The organism is Amycolatopsis sp. NPDC098790, from assembly GCF_044759945.1.
Taxonomy (GTDB): domain Bacteria; phylum Actinomycetota; class Actinomycetes; order Mycobacteriales; family Pseudonocardiaceae; genus Amycolatopsis.
The window spans coordinates 567,278-590,677 of sequence record NZ_JBIWAI010000003.1; the positions used below are offsets into that span (position 1 = coordinate 567,278).

General features: G+C 71.1%; 25 protein-coding genes and 1 pseudogene. 20 read left to right on the forward strand and 6 right to left on the reverse strand.

Annotated features, from left to right (window positions below; genetic code table 11):
• The first annotated feature begins 145 nt into the window (after window positions 1-145).
• Window positions 146-1,465 carry an MATE family efflux transporter gene (locus ACIQWX_RS27850; RefSeq protein WP_400877604.1) on the forward strand — a complete coding sequence of 440 codons (1,320 nt, stop codon included), beginning with the start codon at window positions 146-148 and terminating at the stop codon, window positions 1,463-1,465.
• A gap of 1 nt (window position 1,466) precedes the next feature.
• Here the strand turns inward: ACIQWX_RS27850 and ACIQWX_RS27855 are convergent, their stop codons facing one another.
• Entirely contained in the window at window positions 1,467-2,273 is an 807-nt protein-coding gene (locus tag ACIQWX_RS27855; protein WP_400877044.1) for an SDR family oxidoreductase, read from the reverse strand.
• Window positions 2,274-2,427: 154 nt separating this feature from the next.
• Between ACIQWX_RS27855 and ACIQWX_RS27860 the strand changes: the two genes are divergently transcribed.
• A complete protein-coding gene (locus ACIQWX_RS27860) occupies window positions 2,428-3,753 on the forward strand; it encodes a nitrate/nitrite transporter (RefSeq protein WP_400877046.1) in 1,326 nt (441 codons plus the stop codon).
• Here ACIQWX_RS27860 and ACIQWX_RS27865 read toward each other — a convergent pair.
• Complete coding sequence (locus tag ACIQWX_RS27865; RefSeq protein ID WP_400877048.1) at window positions 3,698-4,207, reverse strand: GNAT family N-acetyltransferase; 510 nt, start codon at window positions 4,205-4,207, stop codon at window positions 3,698-3,700. The genes ACIQWX_RS27860 and ACIQWX_RS27865 overlap by 56 nt on opposite strands.
• Before the next feature lie 66 nt (window positions 4,208-4,273).
• Between ACIQWX_RS27865 and truB the strand changes: the two genes are divergently transcribed.
• The 11 genes from truB to ACIQWX_RS27920 all read left to right on the forward strand — a co-directional run bounded on the left by truB (window position 4,274) and on the right by ACIQWX_RS27920 (window position 13,961).
• Window positions 4,274-5,179 (forward strand): tRNA pseudouridine(55) synthase TruB, encoded by a 906-nt coding sequence (gene truB, locus ACIQWX_RS27870; protein ID WP_400877050.1) that lies wholly within the window; start codon window positions 4,274-4,276, stop codon window positions 5,177-5,179.
• Window positions 5,180-5,207: 28 nt separating this feature from the next.
• Entirely contained in the window at window positions 5,208-6,191 is a 984-nt protein-coding gene (locus ACIQWX_RS27875) for a bifunctional riboflavin kinase/FAD synthetase (RefSeq protein WP_167379753.1), read from the forward strand.
• 84 nt (window positions 6,192-6,275) lie between these two features.
• Window positions 6,276-6,749 (forward strand): XRE family transcriptional regulator, encoded by a 474-nt coding sequence (locus tag ACIQWX_RS27880; RefSeq protein WP_400877052.1) that lies wholly within the window; start codon window positions 6,276-6,278, stop codon window positions 6,747-6,749.
• Window positions 6,749-7,252: an RNA 2',3'-cyclic phosphodiesterase gene (thpR, locus tag ACIQWX_RS27885; protein ID WP_400877054.1), complete on the forward strand. Its 504-nt coding sequence runs from the start codon at window positions 6,749-6,751 to the stop codon at window positions 7,250-7,252. Before ACIQWX_RS27880 ends, thpR begins: the two co-directional genes overlap by 1 nt.
• Before the next feature lie 131 nt (window positions 7,253-7,383).
• Window positions 7,384-7,653: a 30S ribosomal protein S15 gene (gene rpsO, locus ACIQWX_RS27890; protein WP_003084034.1), complete on the forward strand. Its 270-nt coding sequence runs from the start codon at window positions 7,384-7,386 to the stop codon at window positions 7,651-7,653.
• A 225-nt stretch (window positions 7,654-7,878) separates the two neighbouring features.
• The gene (locus ACIQWX_RS27895; protein WP_400877056.1) at window positions 7,879-10,128 is read left to right on the forward strand and encodes a polyribonucleotide nucleotidyltransferase; all 2,250 of its coding nucleotides are present in this window, start codon (window positions 7,879-7,881) and stop codon (window positions 10,126-10,128) included.
• A gap of 74 nt (window positions 10,129-10,202) precedes the next feature.
• Window positions 10,203-11,567 (forward strand): M16 family metallopeptidase, encoded by a 1,365-nt coding sequence (locus tag ACIQWX_RS27900; protein WP_400877058.1) that lies wholly within the window; start codon window positions 10,203-10,205, stop codon window positions 11,565-11,567.
• On the forward strand, window positions 11,564-12,304 hold the full coding sequence (dapB, locus tag ACIQWX_RS27905) for a 4-hydroxy-tetrahydrodipicolinate reductase (protein WP_400877059.1): 741 nt from the start codon (window positions 11,564-11,566) through the stop codon (window positions 12,302-12,304). The genes ACIQWX_RS27900 and dapB overlap by 4 nt, the downstream gene beginning before the upstream one ends.
• Window positions 12,301-12,747 (forward strand): tetratricopeptide repeat protein, encoded by a 447-nt coding sequence (locus ACIQWX_RS27910; protein ID WP_400877060.1) that lies wholly within the window; start codon window positions 12,301-12,303, stop codon window positions 12,745-12,747. The genes dapB and ACIQWX_RS27910 overlap by 4 nt, the downstream gene beginning before the upstream one ends.
• Window positions 12,748-12,819: 72 nt before the next feature.
• On the forward strand, window positions 12,820-13,653 hold the full coding sequence (locus tag ACIQWX_RS27915; RefSeq protein WP_400877062.1) for a Scr1 family TA system antitoxin-like transcriptional regulator: 834 nt from the start codon (window positions 12,820-12,822) through the stop codon (window positions 13,651-13,653).
• Window positions 13,654-13,661: 8 nt separating this feature from the next.
• Complete coding sequence (locus ACIQWX_RS27920; protein ID WP_400877064.1) at window positions 13,662-13,961, forward strand: DUF397 domain-containing protein; 300 nt, start codon at window positions 13,662-13,664, stop codon at window positions 13,959-13,961.
• Here the strand turns inward: ACIQWX_RS27920 and ACIQWX_RS27925 are convergent.
• Window positions 13,926-14,444, reverse strand: a complete 519-nt coding sequence (locus ACIQWX_RS27925) for a hypothetical protein (RefSeq protein WP_400877065.1) — start codon at window positions 14,442-14,444, stop codon at window positions 13,926-13,928. The genes ACIQWX_RS27920 and ACIQWX_RS27925 overlap by 36 nt on opposite strands.
• 245 nt (window positions 14,445-14,689) lie before the next feature.
• On the opposite strand from ACIQWX_RS27925, the pseudogene ACIQWX_RS27930 reads away from it, so the two are divergent.
• A pseudogene (locus ACIQWX_RS27930) lies at window positions 14,690-14,992 on the forward strand (GtrA family protein); the annotation flags it as partial.
• A 72-nt stretch (window positions 14,993-15,064) separates the two neighbouring features.
• Here ACIQWX_RS27930 and ACIQWX_RS27935 read toward each other — a convergent pair.
• The gene (locus ACIQWX_RS27935; RefSeq protein WP_400877067.1) at window positions 15,065-15,622 is read right to left on the reverse strand and encodes a GNAT family N-acetyltransferase; all 558 of its coding nucleotides are present in this window, start codon (window positions 15,620-15,622) and stop codon (window positions 15,065-15,067) included.
• A 59-nt stretch (window positions 15,623-15,681) separates the two neighbouring features.
• On the opposite strand from ACIQWX_RS27935, the gene ACIQWX_RS27940 reads away from it, so the two are divergent.
• Window positions 15,682-16,896, forward strand: a complete 1,215-nt coding sequence (locus ACIQWX_RS27940; RefSeq protein ID WP_400877069.1) for a winged helix-turn-helix domain-containing protein — start codon at window positions 15,682-15,684, stop codon at window positions 16,894-16,896.
• 393 nt (window positions 16,897-17,289) lie between these two features.
• Here ACIQWX_RS27940 and ACIQWX_RS27945 read toward each other — a convergent pair whose 3' ends face one another.
• Together ACIQWX_RS27945 and ACIQWX_RS27950 are read right to left on the reverse strand one after the other, a co-directional pair.
• Window positions 17,290-18,216 (reverse strand): DUF4097 family beta strand repeat-containing protein, encoded by a 927-nt coding sequence (locus ACIQWX_RS27945; protein WP_400877071.1) that lies wholly within the window; start codon window positions 18,214-18,216, stop codon window positions 17,290-17,292.
• Window positions 18,217-18,227: 11 nt separating this feature from the next.
• A complete protein-coding gene (locus ACIQWX_RS27950; RefSeq protein ID WP_400877073.1) occupies window positions 18,228-18,743 on the reverse strand; it encodes a toxin-antitoxin system HicB family antitoxin in 516 nt (171 codons plus the stop codon).
• A gap of 86 nt (window positions 18,744-18,829) precedes the next feature.
• On the opposite strand from ACIQWX_RS27950, the gene thyX reads away from it, so the two are divergent.
• From thyX to ACIQWX_RS27975, 5 genes are all read left to right on the forward strand, one after another.
• Window positions 18,830-19,570 (forward strand): FAD-dependent thymidylate synthase, encoded by a 741-nt coding sequence (gene thyX / locus ACIQWX_RS27955; protein ID WP_400877606.1) that lies wholly within the window; start codon window positions 18,830-18,832, stop codon window positions 19,568-19,570.
• A complete protein-coding gene (locus tag ACIQWX_RS27960) occupies window positions 19,570-19,965 on the forward strand; it encodes an ACT domain-containing protein (RefSeq protein ID WP_400877075.1) in 396 nt (131 codons plus the stop codon). Before thyX ends, ACIQWX_RS27960 begins: the two co-directional genes overlap by 1 nt.
• 128 nt (window positions 19,966-20,093) lie before the next feature.
• Window positions 20,094-21,335, forward strand: coding sequence for an Nramp family divalent metal transporter (locus tag ACIQWX_RS27965; protein ID WP_400877077.1), 1,242 nt, complete (start codon window positions 20,094-20,096; stop codon window positions 21,333-21,335).
• Window positions 21,336-21,339: 4 nt separating this feature from the next.
• A complete protein-coding gene (locus ACIQWX_RS27970; RefSeq protein ID WP_400877079.1) occupies window positions 21,340-21,774 on the forward strand; it encodes a hypothetical protein in 435 nt (144 codons plus the stop codon).
• Between the two features lie 77 nt (window positions 21,775-21,851).
• On the forward strand, window positions 21,852-23,336 hold the full coding sequence (locus ACIQWX_RS27975; RefSeq protein WP_400877081.1) for a serine/threonine-protein kinase: 1,485 nt from the start codon (window positions 21,852-21,854) through the stop codon (window positions 23,334-23,336).
• Window positions 23,337-23,400: the final 64 nt, after the last annotated feature.

Genomic DNA, 23,400 nt, shown 5'->3' on the forward strand with positions numbered 1-23,400 from the left:
TCATTCATGTCACCAGACGACATGAATGAGTCATTCACGTCGTCGCCCGAGCCGCCCCGACCCCCGTCGGACAGCGGGCCCGGAAAGTTCCCGCCTTCCCACCGGTCAGAAACTGTCGGCCCCGGCGGTTAGAGTCCGATCCGTGGTGAACGTGGAGGAGACGGAGCGGATCCCGGCGAAGCGCGTGCTCGGCCTGGCCGTGCCCGCGCTCGGGGTGCTGGCCGCCGAGCCGTTGTACGTGCTGGTCGACACCGCCGTGGTCGGGCACCTCGGCGCGCTGCCGCTGGCCGGGCTCGCGCTCGGCGGGGTCGTGCTGGCCCAGGTGTCGAGCCAGCTGACCTTCCTGTCGTACGGCACGACGTCCCGCACCGCCCGCCTGCACGGCGCGGGCCGCCGGGCCGACGCCGTCCGCGAAGGCGTCCAGGCGACGTGGCTCGCGGTGCTCGTCGGGCTCGTCGTGCTCGTGGCCGGGCAGCTGCTGGCGTGGCCGATCGCGCGGGCGCTGTCGGGCAGCGACGAGGTCGCCGGCGCGGCCGTGTCGTGGGTGCGGATCGCGCTGTTCGGGGCGCCGCTGATCCTCGTCACAATGGCCGGCAACGGCTGGATGCGCGGGGTCCAGGACTCCGCGAAGCCACTGCGGTACGTGCTGGCGGGCAACGGCATCTCGGCCGTCCTGTGCCCGGTGCTCGTCTACGGCGCTGATCTGGGCCTGGAGGGCTCGGCGATCGCGAACGTCGTCGCCCAGGTGATCTCCGCGTCGCTGTTCATCGTGGCGCTGGTCAAGGAAAAGGTCGGCCTGCGCCCGGACTTCAAGGTGATGCGCGCCCAGCTCGGCCTGGGCCGCGACCTGGTGCTGCGCAGCCTGGCGTTCCAGGCGTGCTTCATCTCGGCGGCGGCGGTGGCGGCCCGCACCTCGACGGAAGCGGTGGGCGCGCACCAGGTCGTCCTGCAGCTCTGGACGTTCCTGGCGCTGGTGCTGGACTCGGTGGCGATCGCGGCGCAATCGCTGGTGGGGGCGGCGCTGGGCGCGAACTCGGCCCGCCAAGCCCGCGGGGTGGCGGCCCAGATCACCGGGTACGGGCTACTGCTGGGGTGCTTCCTGTGCGTGCTGTTCGCGGCGCTGTCCTGGGTCCTGCCGCACGCGTTCACGTCCGACCCGGGGGTGCTGGCCGAGATCCCGCACGCCTGGTGGTTCTTCGTGGCGCTGCAACCGATCGCGGGGGTGGTGTTCGCGCTCGACGGAGTGCTGCTGGGAGCGGGGGACGCCGCGTTCCTGCGCAACGCGACCCTCGGCAGCGCGGCGCTCGGCTTCCTCCCGCTGATCTGGGCGTCACTGGGCTTCGGCTGGGGCTTGACGGGGATCTGGATCGGGCTCTCGCTGTTCATGGTGCTGCGGCTGGTGTTCGTCCTGGTCCGCTGGCGCAGCGGCAACTGGGCGGTGACGGGAGCGATCCGCCCGGCGTGAGTCAAGCCCGGCGGGCCAGCCGGACCCGCCGGTCCACCAGCCGCCTCAAGAACGGCGCGGCCAACGGACCCAGAGCCGCCAGCAACGCCACCGACCGGTCCGGGTACACGGCGTACCGCTCCCGCTCCACGGCCCGCACGATCGCCGACGCCACGGCGTCGGCCGCCATCGGCCGGATCGTCCCGCTGATCGCCGCCGTCTCGAGCGGCTTCCAGCGGTTCTCCTCGGCCAGCTGCGGCGTGTCGACGTCCGGCGGGTACACGCAAGCCACGTGCACTCCCGCCGGGTTCAGCTCGTCCCGCAACGCCTCCATCAACCCCCGCACCGCGAACTTCGCCGGCGCGTACGCCGTGTACCCGTAGATCCCCAGCACCGCCGCCGCCGAGGAGATCGCCACGATCGACCCCGACCGCCGCCGGACCATCGAGGGCGCCACCTCCCGGACCGCGTGCAGCGTCCCGAAGTAGTCGACCTCCACCATCCGCCGGAAAACCTCGTCGTCCAGCGAAAGGAACTCGCCCGGACGCGCCTGCCCGGCACACGTCACCAGCACGTCACACGGCCCGGCCGCATCCACCAAGGAAGCGAAAGCCGCCGCGACCTCCCCCTGCGAGGAGACGTCGGCCACCGCCGTGCGCACCGCATACCCGCGTGACTTCAACGACACGGACGCCTTCCGCAGCCGCGATTCGTCGCGCGCCACCAGCGACACCGCCGCGCCGCGCTCACCCAGCGCCGCCGCCGTCGCCAGCCCGATCCCGCTGGACCCGCCCGTGATCACCGCGTGCGCCCCGTGGAGCCCGGTCACCACACCACCCCCGAATGTGAAGGAGATTCACATAAAACCATGTGGTGAACGCCACCGGGATAACAGCTATGTTTCGTCGTTGCTTAGGCGCTACAAGTAGTAAGGACGGCAGCGCAGGCGTCCGCCACGAAACGCCGAATCCCTGGAGGAACTTGTGCCGCCCGCCACCGGCCGCGCCACCGCCCGGTCCTGGCTCATCTGGCTCGCCGCCGTCACCGTCTACCTCCTCGCGGTCTTCCACCGCACCTCCTTCGGCGTCGCCGGGCTGCAGGCGGCCGAACGCTTCGGCGTCGGCGCGGCCGCGCTCGGGACGTTCACCGTCCTGCAGGTGGGCGTCTACGCCGCGATGCAGATCCCGACCGGCGTCCTGGTCGACCGCTACGGCCCGCGCCGCGTCCTCACCGTCGCCGTGCTGATCCTCGGCGCCGGCCAGCTGCTCCTCGGCGTCGCGCACTCCTACGGCCTCGGCCTGCTCGCCCGCGGCGTCCTCGGGCTCGGCGACGCGCTCACGTTCGTCAGCGTCCTGCGCCTGGTCGCCGCCCACTTCCCGGGCCGCCAGTACGCGCTGCTGACGTCCTTCACCGCGGCCGTCGGCTACATCGGCAACCTCGCCGCCACCGTCCCGCTCTCGCTGGTGCTCGACGGCGCCGGCTGGACCCCGACCTTCCTCGCCGTCGGCGCCATCACGGTCCTCTACACCGTGGTCGTGGCCCTGCGCGTCCGCGACGTCCCGGCCGGCGAACAGCCGCCCGTCCGCGAAGAAGTCCGCCCGCGCCAGCTCGCCCACCAGGTCGCCGAGGCCTGGCGGACGCCGGGGACGCGGCTGGGCTTCTGGGTCCACTTCAGCACGATGTTCGCCCCCAACGCCCTGACACTGCTGTGGGGCGTGCCCTGGCTGGTGCAGGGCCAGGGCCAGTCGATGGCCACGGCGAGCGCGCTGCTCACCGTGTTCGTCTTCGGCTCGATGGCCGGCGGCCCGCTGCTCGGCGGCGTGATCGGCCGGTACCCGTCGCTGCGGATGCCGCTGGTCGGCGGCTACATCGGCGGGGCCGCGCTGATCTGGGCAGTGCTGCTGAGCTGGCCGGGCACGGTGCCCGTGCCGGTCCTGGTGCCCGCCTTCGCGTTCCTCGCCCTCGGCGGCCCGGCGTCGATGATCGGCTTCGCGCTCGCCCGCGACTACAACCCGCTGTCCCGCGTCGGCACGGCGACCGGCGTGGTGAACGTCGGCGGCTTCGTGGCGACGACGATCGCCGCCCTGCTCGTCGGCGTGCTCCTGCAGTGGACCGGCGGCAGCTTCCGGCTTTCGCTGCTGGCCATCGTCGCGATCCTGGCGCTGGGCACGGTTCGGATGCTGGTGTGGTGGCGCCGCACGCGCGCGCACCTGTTCCTGGCCGAAGCCCGCGGCGAGGAGCTGCCGGTCCGGATCACCCGCCGCCGCTGGGACGCCGCCCTGCCGGAGACGCCGATCGTGGCCGCGTGACCGACGCCTGCAGCAGCTGCGGCGCGACCGCGAACCCGCGCCGCTCGTAGGCAGGCACGGCCGACCCCGAGGAGTGCACCGTGACGCGCTCCAGCCCCAGCTCCCCGGCCAGCCGCAGGACGGCTTCGATCAGCATCCCGCCGAGCCCGCCGCGACGGGCTTCCGGCACGACGTAGACGCTCTGCACGTCACCGCAAGCCCTCGTGAACGCCGTCGGCGTCGGCACGCGCGGGGTGACCGCGAGGAACGCCATCCCGAGCAGCCGGCCGTCGCGCACCACGACGAGGCAGTGGTGGGTCGCCGCGTTCTCCCGCGCCCACGCGGCGAACTCGCGCACGAACGCCGCGCGGCCGTCGCCGGGGAGGCCGTCCTGCTCGGCCACCCAGCGCCACCGGAGTTCGGCGACGGCGGCCAGCTCGGCCGGCCGGGCGGCCCGGACTTCGATCTCCGTCACGCCCCCATCCTGGCGGGTCCGAGCGGCCTGATCGACCCACGATCGGTGGCCAGTAGGGTTTGCCGCGTGTCGAGCCCCAAACCGCCCCGTCGTCCCGCCCCGCCGCCCGGTCTGCTGATCGTCGACAAGCCCGCCGGCATGACATCGCACGACGTCGTCGCCCGTGCTCGCCGGATCATGGGCACCCGCAAGGTCGGGCACGCCGGCACGCTCGACCCGATGGCGACCGGCGTGCTCGTGCTCGGCATCGAGCGCGCCACCAAGCTGCTCGGCCACCTCGCACTGGACCGCAAGACCTACCTCGCCACCCTCAGCCTCGGCAGCAGCACCACGACCGACGACGCCGAGGGCGAAGTCCTCACCGAAGCCGAGACCGCGAACGTGAAAGACGAAGACATCGCGAACGGCGTCGAAAAGCTGACCGGCGACATCCAGCAGGTGCCGAGCGCGGTCAGCGCGGTCAAGATCGACGGCAAGCGCGCCTACGCCCGCGTCCGCGCCGGCGAGGACGTCGTGATCCCGGCCCGCCCGGTGACCGTCTACCGCTTCGACGTCCTCGGCATCCGCCACGAGGACGACCACGTCGAGGTCGACGCCGTCGTCGAGTGCTCGTCCGGCACCTACGTCCGCGCGCTGGCCCGCGACCTCGGCGCGGACCTCGGCGTCGGCGGGCACCTGAAGGCGCTGCGGCGCACCACGGTCGGCCCGTTCACCCTCGCCAGGGCGCGCACCCTCGACCAGCTCGAGGAGAGCCCCGAACTGAGCCTGGACCTCGACGCCGCCGTCGCCGCGGCCTTCCCGCGCCGCGACCTCGACGCCGCCACGGCGAAGGCGGTCCGGCACGGCCAGCGCATCCCGGCCGCCGGCGTCGAAGGCACCTACGGGCTCTTCGGTCCCGACGGCCGCGTGCTCGCGCTGGCCGCCGACGAAGAAGGCGTGTCCCGCGCAGTGGTGGTCCTGCTGCCCGCCTAGGGTGGCCCTTGAGAGACGGGAGTCTGACGTGCTGCGGTGGCGTGGGCTGGGGGACCTCCCCGGCGGCTGGGGCCGGTGCGTGGTCACCATCGGCGTGTTCGACGGTGTGCACCGCGGGCACCAGGAGCTGGTGAGCCGGACCGTCGCCGCGGCGGCCGAGCGCGGGCTGCCGAGCGTCATGCTGACGTTCGACCCGCACCCGTCGGAGGTCCTGCGCCCGGGCAGCCACCCGGCGCAGCTGACCACGTTGCGGCGCAAGGCGGAGATCGTCGAAGGCCTCGGTATCGACGTCTTCTGCGTGCTGCCCTTCACCTTGGAGCTGTCCCGGCTGCAGCCGGAGGAGTTCGTGCACGAGGTGCTCGTCGACCGGCTGCACGCGGCCGCGGTGATCGTCGGCGACAACTTCACCTTCGGCGCCAAGGCCGCCGGCGACGTCGCCCTGCTGCGCACCCTCGGCCGCCGGTTCGGCTTCGCCGCCTACGGCGCGGAACTGCAGGGCAAGGAACTGTCCGAAGAGGACCAGTCGGCGATCACGTTCTCCAGCACCTACGTCCGGTCGTGCATCGACGCCGGCGACGTCGTCGCCGCGGCCGAGGCGCTCGGCCGCCCGCACCGGCTCGAGGGCATCGTCGTGCGCGGCGACGGCCGCGGCCACGAGCTCGGCTACCCGACGGCGAACCTGTCGACGCCGCGCTTCGCCGCCGTCCCGGCCGACGGCGTCTACAGCGCCTGGTTCACCCGCTCGGCCGATCCGTCGCGCCGGCTGCGCGCCGCCGTCTCGGTCGGCACGAACCCGACGTTCTCCGGGCGCGAGCGGACCGTCGAGGCCTTCGTCCTCGACGTTGACGAGGACTTCTACGGCCAGCACGTGGCCATCGACTTCGTGACGCGGCTGCGTGACCAGGTCCGGTTCGCCGACTCGGCCGGCCTCGTGACGCAGATCGACGACGACGTGATCGAGACGAGAAAGGCACTGGAGGTGCCCCCGGACACCCCTACCGGGGGCGAATAGGGGATTTCGCGTTCACGCACGTGACAGCGATGGCAAAATGCTCACGGACGGTGTGCGCGAGCGGGGACAAGGGGAGCGGAAACGGTGGAGGACCACAAGATCGTCCAGCGCAACATCGCGTTGCAGCGCGAGTGGTACGGGGAGCCGCTCGGTGACCGCGTGCGCCGGCTCGTGGTCGCGTTCGACGTTTCGCAGGCGTTCCTGGCCGAGGTCCTCGGCATCAGCGCCCCCATGCTCAGCCAGGTGATGAGCGGGCGGCGGGCGAAGATCGGCAACCCGGTCGTGCTGGCCAGGATGATCATGCTCGAGCGCAAGATCCTGGTGCCCGAGGTCGCCGCCGGCAACCGCGACGCGATGCTGGCCGCGATGGAGGACGTCCGCGACTCCCGCCCGACCGTCGGCCGCGACAACATCCCGGTGATCAACGAAGACCGCCGCGTGCTCGCCTACCTGCGCGACCTGGCCGAGGACGAGGACCTCGGCGAGGCCGCCAAGCGCCTCGACGACGACTTCCCGGCCATCGCCGACCTGCTGCGCCGGGCGGGCAACGGCTCCTGATGCCGGTCCTGTTCAGCGCGCTGGTCCCGCCGGACGACGTCGTCGAGCAGGTCGCCGCGGCCCTCGGCGACCCCGGCGACGGCCTGCGCTGGGAGCCGCCGGAGCGCTGGCACGTCACCCTCGCCTACTACGGCCACGACGACGTCGGCACCCGCGCGGCCTGGCTCGCGGACCGGTTGGCCGGCCGGGCGGGCGTCGACGTCCGGCTGGAAAAGGCCGCGACGTTCCCCGGGGTGCTGTGGTTGACTGTCGCCGGAACGGACTTGACGCCCCTCGCGCACGCCGCGGGGGCCGGCGCCGAGGCGAGGCCGTACACGCCCCACCTCACGCTGGCGCGGTTCCCCCGGGAAGAACCGGGGCGTCCCGCGCGTTGGACCGAACAGCTCGCCGGCTTCACGAGCCGGAGCTGGCGCGCCGCCGAGGTGGCGCTGATGACCAGCGAGCGCGAGCCGGGTGGCCCCCGCTACCGGGTGGCGCGCGTCTTCGAGCTGGACGGCGCCTGAAGACGCTGTTCAGCGGGCTGGTAACCTCACGAGCGGGTCCGGCTGCAGTCCGTGGCGGCCGTGACCGTCTTCCCGGCGTGCATCCACGTCCGGGGCCGCACGGCACTGATTATTTGCAAGGAGCAACACAAGTGGCGCTGTCCACCGAAGAGAAGAAGTCGATCCTGGCCGAGTACGGCGTGCACGACTCGGACACGGGATCCCCCGAGGCCCAGGTCGCGCTGCTGACCAAGCGGATCGTCGGCCTCACCGAGCACCTCAAGGCTCACAAGCACGACCACCACTCCCGTCGCGGGCTCCTGCTGCTGGTCGGCCGTCGCCGCCGGCTGCTGAACTACGTGATGAAGGTGGACATCGAGCGTTACCGTGCGCTGATCCAGCGCCTCGGCCTGCGCCGATAGCTTTACCCGAGGGGGAGTGACCACGCGGTCGCTCCCCCTCGGCACAGAACACGGCGCGAGCGCGCACGAGGGTCCGTCCGCCGGTCCTCGGTAGTGGCTCCCGGGAAGAGTCCCGGGTGCTTCGATCGAAGACCGGCCTCATTCCTCGAGCGTCCTCAGGCGAAACGGGTCCCAGGGTGGGAGACTCGCGCCGGATGCGATGGAACTAAAGAGGAGAAACACCCTATGACCGACTCCACCGGAGTCACCGTGCACGAGACCGAAGCCGTCATCGACAACGGCAAGTTCGGTACTCGCACCGTCCGCTTCGAGACGGGCCGCCTGGCCAAGCAGGCCGCCGGCGCCGTCGTCGCGTACCTCGACGAAGAGACCATGCTGCTCTCGGCGACGACCGCGTCGAAGCACCCGAAGGAGCACTTCGACTTCTTCCCGCTCACCGTGGACGTCGAAGAGCGCATGTACGCCGCGGGCCGCATCCCCGGCGCGTTCTTCCGCCGCGAGGGCCGCCCGTCGACCGACGCGATCCTGACCTGCCGCCTGATCGACCGGCCGCTGCGCCCGTCGTTCGCCGACGGTCTCCGCAACGAGATCCAGGTCGTCATCACCGTCCAGAGCCTCAACCCGGACGACCCGTACGACGTGCTGGCCATCAACGCCGCCTCGGCGTCGACCCAGATCGCGGGCCTGCCGTTCTCCGGCCCGGTCGGCGGCGTCCGCGTCGCGCTGATCGAGGGCCAGTGGGTCGCGTTCCCGACCTGGTCGCAGCTGGAGAAGGCGACCTTCAACATGGTCGTCGCGGGCCGCATCGTCGGTGACGACGTCGCGATCATGATGGTCGAGGCCGAGGGCACCGAGCACACGCTCGACCTGATCGCCGCCGGCGGCACCGCGCCGGACGAGGTCGCGGTCGCCGCGGGCCTCGAGGCCGCGAAGCCGTTCATCAAGGTCCTGTGCGAGGCGCAGCAGCGCCTGGCCGAGGCCGCCGCGAAGCCGACCGGCGAGTTCCCGGTCTACCCGGCCTACCAGCAGGACGTCTACGAGGCCGTCGCCGCGATCGCGACCGACGACCTGGCCCGCGCGCTGCAGATCGCCGGCAAGCAGGCCCGCGACGCCGCGACCGACGAGGTCAAGGCCGCCGTGCTGGAGAAGGTCGGCCTCGGCGAGGGCGAAGCCTTCGAAGGCCGCGACAAGGAGATCGGCGGGGCGTTCAAGGCCCTGACGAAGAAGATCATGCGCCAGCGCGTCCTCACGGAGAAGATCCGCATGGACGGCCGTGGCCTCACCGACATCCGGTCGCTCGCGGCCGAGGTCGCCGTGATCCCGCGGGCGCACGGTTCGGCGCTGTTCGAGCGCGGCGAAACCCAGATCCTGGGCGTCACCACGCTGAACATGCTCCGCATGGAGCAGCAGATCGACTCGCTCTCCCCGGAGACGACGAAGCGCTACCTGCACCACTACAACTTCCCGCCCTTCTCCACCGGTGAGACCGGCCGCGTCGGTTCGCCGAAGCGCCGCGAAATCGGCCACGGCATGCTCGCCGAGCGCGCCCTGGTGCCGGTGCTGCCGAAGCGGGACGAGTTCCCGTACGCGATCCGCCAGGTCTCCGAGGCGCTGGGCTCCAACGGCTCGACCTCGATGGGCTCGGTCTGCGCGTCCACGATGAGCCTCTACAACGCCGGCGTGCCGCTGAAGGCGCCGGTCGCGGGCATCGCGATGGGCCTGGTCTCCGACGAGGTCGACGGCGAGACGCGTTATGTCGCGCTCACCGACATCCTCGGTGCCGAGGACGCCCTCGGTGACATGGACTTCAAGGTCGCGGGCACCAAGGACATCATCACCGCGCTGCAGCTCGACACGAAGCTCGACGGCATCCCGTCGGAGGTCCTCGCGGCCGCGCTGAAGCAGGCGAAGGACGCTCGGACCACCATCCTGGAGGTCATCGCCGAGGCGATCGACAGCCCGGACGAGATGAGCCCGTACTCGCCGCGCGTCACCAGCGTGAAGATCCCGGTCGACAAGATCGGCGAGGTCATCGGCCCGAAGGGCAAGATGATCAACTCGATCACCGAGCAGACCGGTGCCGACATCTCCATCGAGGACGACGGCACGATCTACGTGGGCGCTTCCGACGGCCCGTCGGCGGACGCGGCGATCGACCTGATCAACGCCATCGCCAACCCGCAGCTGCCCAAGGTCGGCGAGCGCTTCCTCGGCACCGTGGTGAAGACGGCCGCGTTCGGCGCGTTCGTCTCGCTGCTGCCGGGCAAGGACGGCCTGGTGCACATCTCCAAGCTGGGCAACGGCAAGCGGATCGCCAAGGTCGAGGACGTCGTCAACGTGGGCGACAAGCTCCGCGTCGAGATCGCCGACATCGACAACCGCGGCAAGATCAGCCTGATCGTCGTCAAGGAAGACGAGGCTCCGGCCGCCGAGGGTGACAAGCCCGCCGACGCCGAGAAGGCCGACGCCAAGTAACACCAGTTCCGTCGAAGGCCCTCTCGCCGTTTCCCCGGCGAGGGGGCCTTCACGGCATCGTGAGTAAGGACCCCATGGCACGGCAGGTTTCCGGGCACGAACAGCCCGTCGGCACCACCCGCACGCTCGAGTCCACCCCGGACGGTGCGGTCGTCAAGCGCAGCGTCCTCCCCGGCGGCCTGCGCGTGATCACCGAGCACGTCCCGGCGTCCCGCTCGGCCACGGTCGGGCTGTGGGTCGGCATCGGTTCCCGCGACGAGCCGGCCGCCGTCGCCGGCGCCGCGCACTACCTCGAGCACCTGCTGTTCAAGGGCACGAAGCACCGCGACGCCACGCAGATCGCCGAGGAGATCGACGCCGTCGGCGGCGAGTTCAACGCCTTCACGGCGAAGGAGCACACCTGCTACTACGCGCAGGTGCTCGACGCCGACCTGCCGCTCGCGGTCGACCTGGTCACCGACGTCGTGTTCGAGGCGCTCTGCACCGACCGCGACATGGACATGGAACGCAGCGTCGTCCTCGAAGAGATCTCGATGCGCGACGACGACCCCGAGGACCTCCTCCACGAGACGTTCGTGACGGCCATCCTCGGCGACCACCCGCTCGGCCGCCCGGTGCTGGGCACCGAGAAGTCCATCATCGACATGTCGCCGACGGCCCTGCGCAACTTCTACAAGCGCCGCTACACACTGCCGCGGATGGTCCTGTCCGTCGCCGGGAACATCGACCACAACCAGGTGCTCCGGCTGGTCCGCAAGGCTCTGCGCGGTCGGCTCGACGGGGCCGCGACGCCGATCGCGCCGCGCGAGGGTCGCGCCCGGATCAAGACGCTCCCGAAGCTCGCCCTGCACACCGACGACACCGAGCAGGCGCACGTCATGCTGGGCCTGCGGTCGCTGTCGCGCCACGACGACCGCCGCTTCGCGCTGTCGGTCCTCAACGCGGCGCTCGGCGGCGGCATGTCGTCGCGGCTGTTCCAGGAGATCCGCGAGCAGCGCGGGCTGGCCTACCAGGTGTACTCGTCGGTCGCGAGCTACGCCGACACCGGCCACATGGCCGTGTACGCGGGCTGCCAGCCGGAGAAGCTCGGCGACGTCGCCGGCGTCATCCGCGAAGTCCTCGACAAGGTCGGCGTCGACGGCCTGACCGACGCCGAGGTGGCCCGCGCCAAGGGCCAGCTGCGCGGCGGGATCGTGCTGGGGCTGGAGGACACGTCGTCGCGGATGTCGCGGATCGGCAAGAACGAGCTCAACTACGGCCGGTACCTGGGTGTCGACGACACGATCGCCCGCATCGACGCCGTCACCACCGAAGACGTGTGTGCGCTCGCTCGCACTTTGTTCGCGCGGCCGGGCGGGGTCTCGGCGGCGGCGGTCGTCGGGCCGTACGCTCACGCCGACGACCTTCCTGACGACCTGCACGAGGTGATCGCTTCATGACCATCAACGTCGGTGTGCTCGGCGCACGCGGCCGCATGGGCGCGACGGTGGTGAACGCCGTCGAGGGCGCTTCCGACATGAAGCTCGTGGCCGCGCTGGACGCGGGCGACGACTTCGCGGCCCTGGCCGACGCCCAGGTGGTCGTCGACTTCACCCACCCCGACGCCGTCATGGGCAACCTCGAGTACCTGGTCGAGCACGACATCCACGCGGTCGTCGGCACGACGGGCTTCAGCGAGGACCGGCTGGCTTCGCTGCGGGCTTTGCTGGAGCCGAAGCCGTCGCTGGGCGTGCTGATCGCGCCGAACTTCGCCCTTGGCGCGGTTTTGGCGATGCGGTTCGCCGCCCAGGCGGCGAAGTTCTACGCGTCGGCGGAGATCATCGAGCTGCACCACAACCGCAAGGCGGACGCGCCATCGGGCACCGCCGCGCACACGGCCCGGATGATCGCCGCGGCCCGCGCGGAGGCGGGCGTGACGCCGGGTCCGGACGCGACGACGTCCGAGCTGGACGGCGCCCGCGGCGCGACGGTCGAGGAGGTCCGCGTCCACTCGGTTCGGTTGCCGGGCCTGGTGGCGCACGAGGAGATCCTGTTCGGCGGCGAGGGGGAGACCCTGACGATCCGCCACGACTCCCTCGACCGGACGTCGTTCATGCCGGGCGTGCTGCTCGGCGTGCGCGAGGTGCTGAAGCGTCCCGGCCTGACGGTCGGCTTGGAGAACGTCCTCGACCTGTGAAGGCTCGCAACGTTGCACTGCTGCTGACGGCCGCGCTGGTCGTCTACCTGTTCCTGCTCGCGGACCGGGCGGTCGCCCTGTTCAAGACGGGCACGGGCGTCGGCATCGTGCTGGGCGTTGGTGTGTTCCTGCTGCCGCTGCTCGGCGTGTGGATCGTGGTGATGACTTGGCGCAACGGGGTGCAGATCCAGCGCCTGTCCCGCCGGCTCGATGAAGAGGGCGCGCTCCCGGACGTCTCGGACCTCCCGCGCCGGCCCTCGGGCCGCGTGGACCGCGACGCGGCCGACGCGTGGTTCGAGCAGCGCCGCGCGGAGGTCGAGGCGGACCAGGAGAACTGGCGGACGTGGTACAAGCTGGCGTACGCGTACGACATCGCGGGTGATCGCCGGCGGGCCCGCGAGACGATGAAGAAGGCTGTCGAGTTGGAGGCTTCCGACCGCTGAATGCCCGGTGTGGCATTTCGCTGACAGTTGTCGTTCATTCGGGAAATGCGCGGTGTTCGTACTATCGCCCGCATGAAACCGACTTCATCGTCACCGGGGTTGCGTGCGTTGTCTGCTTCGCTGCGCGAAGTGCGCGAAGCAAGGAAGTTCGGGCTGCGCGAGCTGGTGCGGGCGCTGGAGATCGATCCGCGGTTGTTGTCCCAGTGGGAGCTGGGGTTGCGGGTGCCTCCGGTGGAGGAGGTGGCCCGCATCCTCGGCTACCTGCGGGTCGATCGGGCGACGACCGAGCGAATCCTTTTCCTGGCAACGCATGCCAAGGAACCCAACTGGCTCGACTCCAACCCGGCGGATCTGCCTGCGGCCCTCACCGCGGTCATGCAGTGCGAACGCACGGCAAGCCAGATCACCAACTGGTCACCGCTCGTGATCCCGGGCCTGCTCCAGACTCCCGATTACGCCCGCGCATTGCTGACCGCCTCCGAAATTAAACCGGCCGAGGCGGATGCGCGGTTGGTGGTTCGCTTGGAACGCCAGCGGATCCTTTCCCGGCGCAACCCCGTGCGCCTGCAGGCCATCATCTCCGAGTTGGCGATCCGCGAGGTGGTCGGCAACGAGGACATCATGTCCGACCAGATCGATCACCTGCTCACTTCAGCTGTTACATCTAACATTTCAGTTCGCGTGGTGCCGGCCGATGTGGGCTACCACCACGGCAAGCTGGGTATGTTCACCCTCTACGACTTCCCTACCGATCCATCCATCGTGCTGCTCGAGCATGTGTACGCCAGCGCCTTCCTCAACGAGTTGGAGGCTATCTCGGGCTACCGAAAGCTGGTAAAGCTCTTACAGGGCAAGGCATTGGCCGAAGACGCTTCTCAAGCCCTGCTTCGGGAGGCCGCGAGATAGGGGGCAAGGTGTTCACCTGGCGCAAGTCGAGCTACAGCGCAACCGAAGGCGAGTGCGTGGAGGTGGGCTTCACTTGGCGGAAGTCGAGCCACAGCGTGCAAACCGAGTGCGTGGAGGTGGGCTACGCCTGGCAGAAGTCGAGCTACACCGCGAAGGACGAGTGCGTTGAGGTTCTCCTCGCCGAGACCGTCGGCGTGCGGGACACGAAAGCCCGTCACCTGGGCCAGCTCACCGTCTCCCGCGCCGCCTGGACCGCTCTGACCTCTGACATTTCAGTGGTGCAGCCACCCGGCGAACACCTCAGGTGAAGCCGCTATCAAACTGAAGCGGATCCACCTTCCGGCCAAACCCGTGGTCAGGAAGGTCGCGAGCCGCATGCGCACCATCCCCGCCAGCACGCTCGTCGCCATGAACGGGGGCAGCCCCACCAGGGAACTCACCCCGTAGGTGCCCGCCATCCAGTGCGGGTGCCGGTGGCAGCGTTCGCGCAGCGCCTCGACCCAGCCGCGCATCCGTTTGGTGCGCAGCTGCCAGCGGACACGTCGCTCGGTCAGCGGCCGCTCGCGGTGCAGGCGGTCGTGCAGGGCCTTCGGGAGCTTGATCGTCCCGCGCGCGGCCAGGAAGTACAGCGTTTTGCCGGCGATCTGCCCGACCGCCACCGCCGCCCCGAGCCACAGCCAGTGCAGCCCGGGCTGGGTCGCGCACAGCCCGATCAGGAACACTTCGGCGTTGATCAGTGGCACGATGGCCGAACCGAACGCGACGCCCAGCGTCAGCAGGATCCAGCTCATCGTGTCACCTCCTCAAATTCGCTCGTGTACTCCAAGTTATCAGTTCGAAATCTCCACGCACTGGGGTTAACCCCCCTCTTCGGCGGGTGGTCCGCCCCAGAAGATCACCTGCCGGACGTCTTCCGGCCACTTCCCGCTGGAACGCTGACCGGGTGGCCGTCGAGCAATCCCGAACGCCCGCCGACCGATTCGGCACCTTCTGCCAGGCGATCGTGCGCGTCCTCCCCTTCGGTCTGTCGCGGATCGTGGCGCCGACGTTCCTGGGCTTCTGCGTCATCAACGGTCTGACGTTCGGCGTCGACCTCGGGTTGCTGACGATCTTCCACGGGCTGCTCGGCTGGCCGGTGTGGCTGGCGATCACGCTGGCGTACGTCTGCGCGTTCGGGCTGAGCTTCGTGCTGAACCGGACGTTCAACTTCCATTCCCACGCGGCCGTCGGAATGCAGCTCGTGCTTTACATCGGTGCGATCGCTGTCAATTACGCGGCGTTTTTGCTGGGTGTGGGCGCGGGCCTGACGGCCTTGGGCGTCGAATACCACGTGTCGCGGCTGCTCGCGGGCGCGTGTGAAGGCGCGTTCATGTACGCCGTGATGCGGTGGGTGATCTTCCGGGACGCCGGCTCAGGAGAGGCTGAGGTCGAGGGTGCCGGTGAGCCGGACCTCGCGGACCATGCGGTCGCCGGTGTCGAGGGTGCGGACCGTGCCGTCGGGGTTCCAGCCGGCGCGGCGGTAGAAGCCGAGGGAGGCGTGGTCGCCCTGGGCGACCCAGGCGATGCCGCGGGTGGCGCCGTCGGCCCGGAGACCCGCGGCGGCCGTCGCGAGTAGCCGCCCGGCGTGCCCGCGCCGCCCCCACCGCGGCTCGACGAGCAGGGTGGCGACCAGCCCGGTGGTCTCGGCGTCTTCGGGCAGGCTGCCGTCGGCGGCGGCGACCTCGCCGTCGGGGGCCTGGCCGGCGACGCAGAAGCCGACGGTGAACTCACCCTCGGTGGCGACGTAGACCTGGCTGCCGGGGTAGTCGATGGTCTCGCTCCAGGTGCCGGCGAGGTCGGCGGCGTCCAGCTCGGCCAGGGCGTTCTTGCCGAGCAGGTCCTCGTAGGCGGCGTGCCAGGTGTCGCGCTGGATGCGGGCGATCTCCGCGGCGTCGGACAGGTCGGCGGGACGGACGGCGGCGTCGCTCATGGGGTGTGAATCTACTGGTGCGCGTTTTTGTCGGTGGTGGGTGGCACCATGACGGCACCATGCAAACGATCAGTGTCTCGACGGCCCGGAAGACGTTCCTGGCCGCACAGGGCTTCGCCGACCCCCGTCCTGCTGTCGCGCCTTCGCGGCGGCACCTGAAACGGGTGCTCTCGCGAGTCCAGCTGCTGCAGCTGGACTCGGTGAACGTGGCGGTCCGCGCGCACTACATGCCGGTGTTCTCCCGCCTGGGCGCGTACGAGCCCGCGCTGCTGGACGGCGCGGCGTGGTCCCACTCGGCCCGCCAGCCGCGCCTGCTGGTCGAGACGTGGGCGCACGAGGCGAGCCTGCTCCCGATCGAAGACTGGCCGCTGATCCGCTCGGGCGCGAAACGCGACGGCTGGTGGAAGCACTACGGGCCGCTGATCGAGAAGTCCCCGGGCCTGGTCGACGAAATCCTGTCGGTGGTGAAGGAACTGGGCCCGATCGGCGCGGGCGGCATCGAGCGCGAGGTGGAGGCGGACGCGCAACGTCGCGGCCCGGGCTCGTGGTGGGAGCGGTCGGAGGTCAAGCGAGTCTGCGAGTACTTGTTCGGTATCGGCCAGCTGACGACAGGCACCCGCCGGTCGTTCGAGCGGCTGTACGACCTGACCGAGCGAGTGGTGCCGCCGGAGATCCTGTCGGTGTCGGTGTCGCCGGAGGAGGGCGCGCGGGGCTTGATCGAGCGTTCGGCCCGCGCTTTGGGCGTCGCAACGGAAACGGATTTGCGCGACTACTACCGCCTGGGTCCGGCCCCGGCCCGCCAGGCGGTGGCGGAGCTGGTGGAGTCGGGAGTCCTGGAGCCGGTTCAGGTGCGCGGCTGGAAAGCGGTGGCCTACCGCCACGCTGAGGCCCGCATGCCCCGCACGGTGACGGGCCGGGCGTTGCTGTGCCCGTTCGACCCGCTGATCTGGGAGCGGGCCCGCACGGAGCGGATGTTCGGGTTCCACTACCGCATCGAGATCTACGTCCCGGAGCCGAAGAGGGTGTACGGGTACTACGTGTTCCCGTTCCTCCTGGACGGTTCGCTGGCGGCCCGCGTGGACCTGAAGTCCGACCGAACGGCGGGGGTGCTGCGGGTCCAGGGAGCATTCGCAGAGGAGGGGGCGGACGTGGCCCGGGTGCTCCCGGAGCTGGCGGCGGAGCTGAAGCACATGGCGGAGTGGCTGGGTCTGTCGGGCGTAGCAGTGGGCACACGCGGAGACTTGGCCCGGCCATTGGCAAAACTGGTCCGCTGAAGCGACCCAAGGTGGCCTTCGGTGCGTGTGACGCACCGAAGGCCACCTTGGGTGCGTGTGACGCACCGAAGGCCACATTGGGTGCGCCAGACGCACCGAAGGCCGCCTTGGGTGCGTGTGACGCACCGAAGGCCACATTGGGTGCGCCAGACGCACCGAAGGCCGCCTTGGGTGCGTGTGACGCAACCAAGGCCGCCTTGGGGCGCATGCGCCGAGGCCGGTCGGAAGCCCCCGCAGGGGACCCAACTCCCACGAGGCCGTCAGGGCACAAGGAAAACGGGCCGTTCCCGGAGATCCCCGCCGGGAACGGCCCGCCACCCCCTTCGACCAAACGGCCGCGGGAAGCCCGCCTGGTCGTGTGGGTCGCTCCCGGCCCCCGCCGGGAACGGCCCCTCAGCCGGCCGCGCGCGTCACCACGGCGTTGCCGGAGCCCGTCCGGGCCCGCACCTTCAACTGCACCCCACCGTCAGGCGCGCTCTCCGCGACGTCCAGCTCGCTGGACACCCGGCCGCCGCTCGACGTCAGCTCGACCTCGGCCGCGGTCCCGCCGCGGATGCCGATGCGGACCTCGCCCGAGCCCGTGATCAGGTCCAGCGAGCCCGAAGCCGCGTCGGCCACCGACAGGTCGCCGCTGCCCGTGCGGGCCATCACCTCACCCGACACGGCTCCCAGCCACACGTCGCCCGTGCCCGTCGCCAGCGTCGCCGATCCCGCGATCGACGACGCCTCGACGTGGCCGCTTCCGCTGCGCAGCTGCAACCCGCCGAGCGTCGGGCCGAGCTTGATCGCTCCACTGCCCGTGCGGACCGTGGCCGAGCCGTCGGCGCGGTCGAGCTTGATCTCGCCGGAGCCCGTCAGCAGGTCGACGCGGCCGGCCGAGCCCGTCACCGTGACGTCCGCCGCGCCCGCCCGGACGTCGACGTGCGACCCCGCCGGTGCGCGGACGACCACCGACAGCGCCACGTTCCGCAGCTGCCACGCCTTCGGCGCCTGGACGACCAGGCGGTTGCCCAGCTTCTCGATCCGGCTCTGCCGCACCGCCTCGGCCGGGTTGGTCCCCGACGGGTCGACGCCCAGCTGGTCGCCGAACCGTTCGCCGACCCAGGACAGCAGGCTGTTGACCCCCGTCACCCACGGCTGCTGCTCGCCCTGGTCGTGCCGCAGCTCGACGCGGGCACCCGACTCGCCCTCCAGGACGATCTCCACACGGCCGATCGTCACGCCGACGTCCAGGTCCAGCGGCCCCTCGGTCTCGAACTCGTCGATGCGGACCAGCTCGTCGTTCGGCTCCGAAGCCGGCGTCGTCTCTTCGTCAGTCATCAGAAATCCCCTCAGCCTTCGACCCAGCCGTGCAGGTGCGACCCGGGCCGGTCGCCCTTGCCGTGGTGCTTGGATCCGCCCCCGAGGGAGCCGTGCCCCAGCGCTCCCTGCACCGCCTGGGAGACGAACGTGTTCAGCGAGACGCCCTGCGCCGCCGCCGCGCGCTCGGCCTGGCCCTTGATCTGCTCGACCAGGCGCAGGGTGATGCGCGAGATGTCACCGCCGTCGAGCGGCGGTGGTGGCGGCGTGGTGTCACGTGGTGTCGCGCGTGACGTCGGCTCCTCGGCGGAGCCGGTGACGACCACGCGGACGTCCCGGCCGTCCAGTCGCACGTCGACCACCTGGCCCGGCAATGCGGCCGTGACCTCGGCGGCGAGGTCGGCGAGGGCGTTCATGAGCGTCAGGCGGACGGCGGGTTCGAGCGCGGAAGACAGCAGCGCGGCCGCCCGCCGGGTGTGCTCGTCCCCGGCGGCAGCCGTGTTCGCGAGGTCCTCGCGAAGGTTGGCGATGTACGGCGTCAGGTCCATGACACCACTATGACGTCACTCGTGGTGTCAGTCAAGGAAGCGGTTAGGCTCACGGGAGAGCCGGTGGAAGGAGCAGGAACGTGGCCGTGTCACCACGGGTGCAGCTGATCGCGAAGACGGAGTTCTTCCCGCCGGAGGACGTGCCCTGGTCGACCGACGCCGAAGGTGGCGAAGCGCTCGCCGAGTTCGCCGGGCGCGCCTGCTACCAGGCGTGGGACAAGCCGAACCCGGCCACCGCCACCAACGCCGGCTACGTCGAGCACGTCATCGACGTCGGTCACCTCGCGGTGCTCGAGCACGGTTCGGTGACCTTCTACATCACCGGGATCTCGCGTTCGCTGACCCACGAACTGGTCCGGCACCGCCACTTCTCCTACTCGCAGCTGTCGCGCCGGTACGCGCCGGAGCGCGACGCCGCCTTCGTCGAGCCCGACGTCATCGCGAACGACCCCGTGCTGCACGAGAAGTTCCTCGCCGCGGCCCAGGCGAGCGTCGACGCCTACACCGAGCTCCTCGCCGGCCTCGAGGAGAAGTTCGCCGACGTCCCGAGCGCGACCCTGCGCCGGAAGCAGGCCCGCCAGGCCGCCCGCGCGGTGCTGCCGAACGCGACCGAGACCCGGATCGTCGTCACCGGCAACTACCGCGCCTGGCGCCACTTCGTCGCGATGCGCGCGACCGAGCACGCCGACGTCGAAATCCGGCAGCTGGCCGTGGAGTGCCTGCGGCACCTGCAGAAGGCCGCGGCGAACGTGTTCGCCGACTTCACCATCTCGACGCTGCCGGACGGCACCGAGATCGCGACGAGCCCGAAGGTGTTCGAAGGCTGATGAAACGACTGGCGATCGACGTCCGGCCCGGCGACTACGCCGTGGTCCGGCTGCCCGCGGACGCCCCGGTGCCCGCCGAGCTGCTCGCACCCGGTGAACCCGCGTTCGTCTCGGTGACCCGCACCCCCGAGGAGCTGTCCATCATCTGCCCGGCCGGGCGGGAACCGGACGGCGGCACGGCGGAGGACGGCTGGCGGCTGCTCTCGGTCCGCGGGCCCCTGGAGTTCACGCTCACCGGCATCATCGCCGCGCTGGCCTCGGAGCTGGCCGCGGCGGGCGTCGCGCTGTTCTCCATGTCCACCTTCGACACCGACCACATCCTGGTCCGCGGTACCGACCTCGACCACGCCGTGAAGGCGCTGCGCGAGTCCGGCCACGAAGTCGCGCACCCCTGACGCTTTTCGGCGGGCGATTCCCGGGTACCCGCTCCCGCGAGGGTGGGAGCCATCACCCTTGAAATCGAAAGTTCGGCACGCCTAAACTTCGATTTGGGATCCCCGACACCCGTTGAGAGGCAGGCGACATGGCGGTCACCGAGGCGGTCCGGCCGAGACTCGCGACGCGCCTGCGCACCGGGTCGGCCCTGCTCGGCCCGGCGTTCGTCGCCGCGATCGCCTACGTCGACCCCGGGAACGTCGCCTCCAACATCAGCGCCGGCGCCCGCTACGGCTACCTGCTGGTCTGGGTGATCGTCGCGGCGAACCTGATGGCCGTGCTCGTGCAGTACCTGTCGGCGAAGCTCGGCCTGGTCAGCGGGATGTCGCTGCCGGAGGCCCTGCGCGCCCGGCTGTCGCGGCCCGCGCGGCTGGGCTACTGGCTGCAGGCGGAGGTCGTCGCCATCGCCACCGACCTCGCCGAGGTCGTCGGCGGCGCGATCGCGCTGTACCTGCTGTTCGACCTGCCGCTGATCGTCGGCGGCCTGATCACCGGCGCGGTCTCGCTGACGCTGCTCGCGGTCCAGGACCGCGGCGGCCAGCGGACGTTCGAGCGCGTCGTCACCGGCCTGCTGCTGGTCATCGCGGTCGGCTTCCTGGCCAGCCTGTTCGTCGAGCCGCCGTCCGCGGCGGACACGCTCGGCGGGCTGGTGCCGAAGTTCGACGGCGCGGGCAGCGTCCTCATCGCCGCCGCGATGCTGGGCGCGACCGTCATGCCGCACGCCGTCTACCTGCACTCCGGCCTGGTCCGCGACCGCCACGGCCTGCCCGACGTCACCACCCGCCGCCGCCTGCTGCGCGCCACCCGCGCGGACGTCGGCCTGGCCATGCTGCTCGCGGGTGCGGTGAACCTCGGCATGCTGCTGCTCGCCGCGACGAACCTGCAGGGCCAGGAGGGCGTCGACAGCATCGAGGGCGCCCACCACGCGGTCTCGCTGGCGCTCGGCCCGGGCATCGCGCTGATGTTCGCGATCGGCCTGCTGGCCTCGGGCCTCGCGTCGACGTCGGTGGGCGCCTACGCGGGCGCGATGATCATGCAGGGCTTGCTGCACAAGCGGATCCCGCTCGTCCTGCGCCGGCTCGTCACCCTGACCCCGGCGATCGTGGTGCTCGCCCTCGGCGCCGATCCGAGTGCCGCGCTGGTCGTCTCGCAGGTGGTGCTGTCGTTCGGGATCCCGTTCGCGCTGGTGCCGCTGATCCGGCTGACGGCGGACCGGCGGCTGATGGGCGCGGACGTCAACCGCCGGCTCACGACGGTGGCGGCGTCGGTGGTCGCGGGCGTTATCATCGCGTTGAACCTGGTCCTGATTTACCTCACCTTCACCGGCTGATCGGATGGCCTGGATCTACGCCCTCAACGCAGAATGCGGCGGACGCGAAACCCACGCCCGCGACCTCGCCCGCCACTTCGACGGCCTGCGATCCCGCGTCTTCTCCCACGAAGGCGCCTGGTGGTGCGGCATCGCGCCCGAAGGCCTCGGCGAGCGGGGGATCGAGTCCCCCGCGGACGCGGCCGCCATGACCGACGCCGGCCGCCGGCTCTACTGGCTCCTGCGGACCGCGCCGCCGGTCTACCGCTACGCGCTCGCCGGCGTCGAGACGGACGAGTTCCGCACCTACGCCGAACTGATGGCCGAAAAGGACCTGACGCGGTTCCCGGGGCTCGTCGTCAGCGAGGACATCTGGGCCGCCACCGGCGGACGCGCCGAGTTCAGCGACTTCGCGCCGGGCTACCGCTGGCTCCCGTACCGGGGCGAAACGCACCGCTGAGTCACAATTGCGCGGAACCCCGAACGCTCCGCGGTGGTCCGACTAGCATCTGCGCGACCGCCGCCAAAAGGAGCACCGTGACCGACGAACAGACCCGGCCCTATCCACCGCAGGCGCCCGTCACGCCTGGTCAGCGGGTGGTCGCGGGCCGCTACGCGCTCCTCGGCGAGCTCGGCCGCGGCGGCATGGGCGTCGTGTGGCGGGCGCAGGACCAGGTCATCGGGCGCCAGGTCGCGGTCAAGGAGCTGCGGCTGCCCGACGCCGAGTCGGCCGCCGTCTTCTCCGAGCGCGCGCTGCGCGAAGTGCGCACCGGCGGGCGGCTCAACGACCCCGCCGTCGTCACGGTCTACGACGTCGTCACCGACGGCGGCACCACGTTCATCGTCATGGAGCTCGTCGAGGCGCCATCGCTGGCGGACCTCGTGCGCCAGCGCGGTCCGATGCCCGCCGCGCAGGCCGCGCTGATGGGGGAGCGGGTGCTCGCCGCGTTGCAGGCGGCGCACGCGGCCGGGATCGTGCACCGGGACGTCAAGCCGGCGAACATCCTGGTCGCGCCGGACGGCCGCGTGAAGCTCACCGACTTCGGCATCGCCCACGCCGTCGACGACCCGCGCCTGACCACCAGCGGCATGATCGTCGGCTCGCCCGCGTTCATGGCGCCCGAGCGCGTCGAAGGCCGCGAAGCGCTGCCCGCGTCCGACCTGTGGTCCCTGGGCGCGACGCTGTTCTTCGCCGTCGAAGGCACCCTCCCGTTCGAGCGCGCGACCACGGCCGCGACGCTGCACGCGATCATGACCGAGATCCCGTACCTCACCCGCGGCCACGGCCCGCTCGCCGCGGCCATCCTCGGCCTCCTCGTCGCCAACCCCGACGCGCGCCTCACCGCGGCGCAGGCGCAGAACCTCCTGACCACGGCGCAGGGCATGCGGCCCACGCCGCCGGGCGGCACCGCCATGGTCAACCCGATGACGCGGGTCGCGCCCCAGCCGCCGAAGAAGGACCACCGCGCGCTGTGGCTGTCGGCCGCCGGGGTGCTGGTGGTGGCCGCCCTGGTCGGCGGCTTCTTCGCCGGAAAGGCCTTCGAGGCCCCGGCCGTCGACGAGCAGAAGCTGCCGACCGTGACCTTCGGCCTCGGCGGGCAGATGCGCGTGGACGCCAGTTCCAGCTACCCCTGCTACAACGCCGCGGTCCAGGACGGCGGCGTCATCAGCGACGCCAACGACGGCGACTGCAAGGAGAGCCACACCCTCGAGATCTACGACGCCGGGGACGTCATCGGCACCGCGAGCTGGTCCGACAGCGACGCGGCCATCGCCGGCTACCCGGGTCTGGGCTCCGTCACCGCGGCCGCCGAAGCCCGCTGCGCGGCCTCGTTCCGCTCGTCGATCGTGCCCGAGACCAAGCGCGACGGCCTCAAGTTCCGGGCACTCGTGCCGACCCAGCAGCAGTGGCAGAGCGTCCCGACCGAAAGCGGCGAGTACCCGACGCGCGAGTTCTACTGCGTGCTGGCGAAGGCCGACGGCGGGCCGATCTCCTCGCCCATCGTGACCAAGGTCAAGTAGAAGTTCCGCGACGAGCGGCCGGGTCCCGGAAATCCTCCGCACTTCGCCGGACGTGACCAGGTCG

Excerpts from the sequence above, each read along its gene's own strand:
- ACIQWX_RS27960 (WP_400877075.1), top strand. The coding sequence starts at position 19,570 with ATGAAACGACTGGCGATCGACGTCCGGCCCGGCGACTACGCCGTGGTC.
- ACIQWX_RS27900 (WP_400877058.1), top strand. The coding sequence starts at position 10,203 with ATGGCACGGCAGGTTTCCGGGCACGAACAGCCCGTCGGCACCACCCGC.
- ACIQWX_RS27915 (WP_400877062.1), top strand. The coding sequence starts at position 12,820 with ATGAAACCGACTTCATCGTCACCGGGGTTGCGTGCGTTGTCTGCTTCG.
- ACIQWX_RS27935 (WP_400877067.1), bottom strand. The coding sequence starts at position 15,622 with ATGAGCGACGCCGCCGTCCGTCCCGCCGACCTGTCCGACGCCGCGGAG.
- ACIQWX_RS27965 (WP_400877077.1), top strand. The coding sequence starts at position 20,094 with ATGGCGGTCACCGAGGCGGTCCGGCCGAGACTCGCGACGCGCCTGCGC.
- ACIQWX_RS27895 (WP_400877056.1), top strand. The coding sequence starts at position 7,879 with ATGACCGACTCCACCGGAGTCACCGTGCACGAGACCGAAGCCGTCATC.
- ACIQWX_RS27925 (WP_400877065.1), bottom strand. The coding sequence starts at position 14,444 with ATGAGCTGGATCCTGCTGACGCTGGGCGTCGCGTTCGGTTCGGCCATC.
- ACIQWX_RS27970 (WP_400877079.1), top strand. The coding sequence starts at position 21,340 with ATGGCCTGGATCTACGCCCTCAACGCAGAATGCGGCGGACGCGAAACC.
- ACIQWX_RS27950 (WP_400877073.1), bottom strand. The coding sequence starts at position 18,743 with ATGGACCTGACGCCGTACATCGCCAACCTTCGCGAGGACCTCGCGAAC.
- thpR (WP_400877054.1), top strand. The coding sequence starts at position 6,749 with ATGCCGGTCCTGTTCAGCGCGCTGGTCCCGCCGGACGACGTCGTCGAG.
- ACIQWX_RS27945 (WP_400877071.1), bottom strand. The coding sequence starts at position 18,216 with ATGACTGACGAAGAGACGACGCCGGCTTCGGAGCCGAACGACGAGCTG.
- dapB (WP_400877059.1), top strand. The coding sequence starts at position 11,564 with ATGACCATCAACGTCGGTGTGCTCGGCGCACGCGGCCGCATGGGCGCG.
- ACIQWX_RS27940 (WP_400877069.1), top strand. The coding sequence starts at position 15,682 with ATGCAAACGATCAGTGTCTCGACGGCCCGGAAGACGTTCCTGGCCGCA.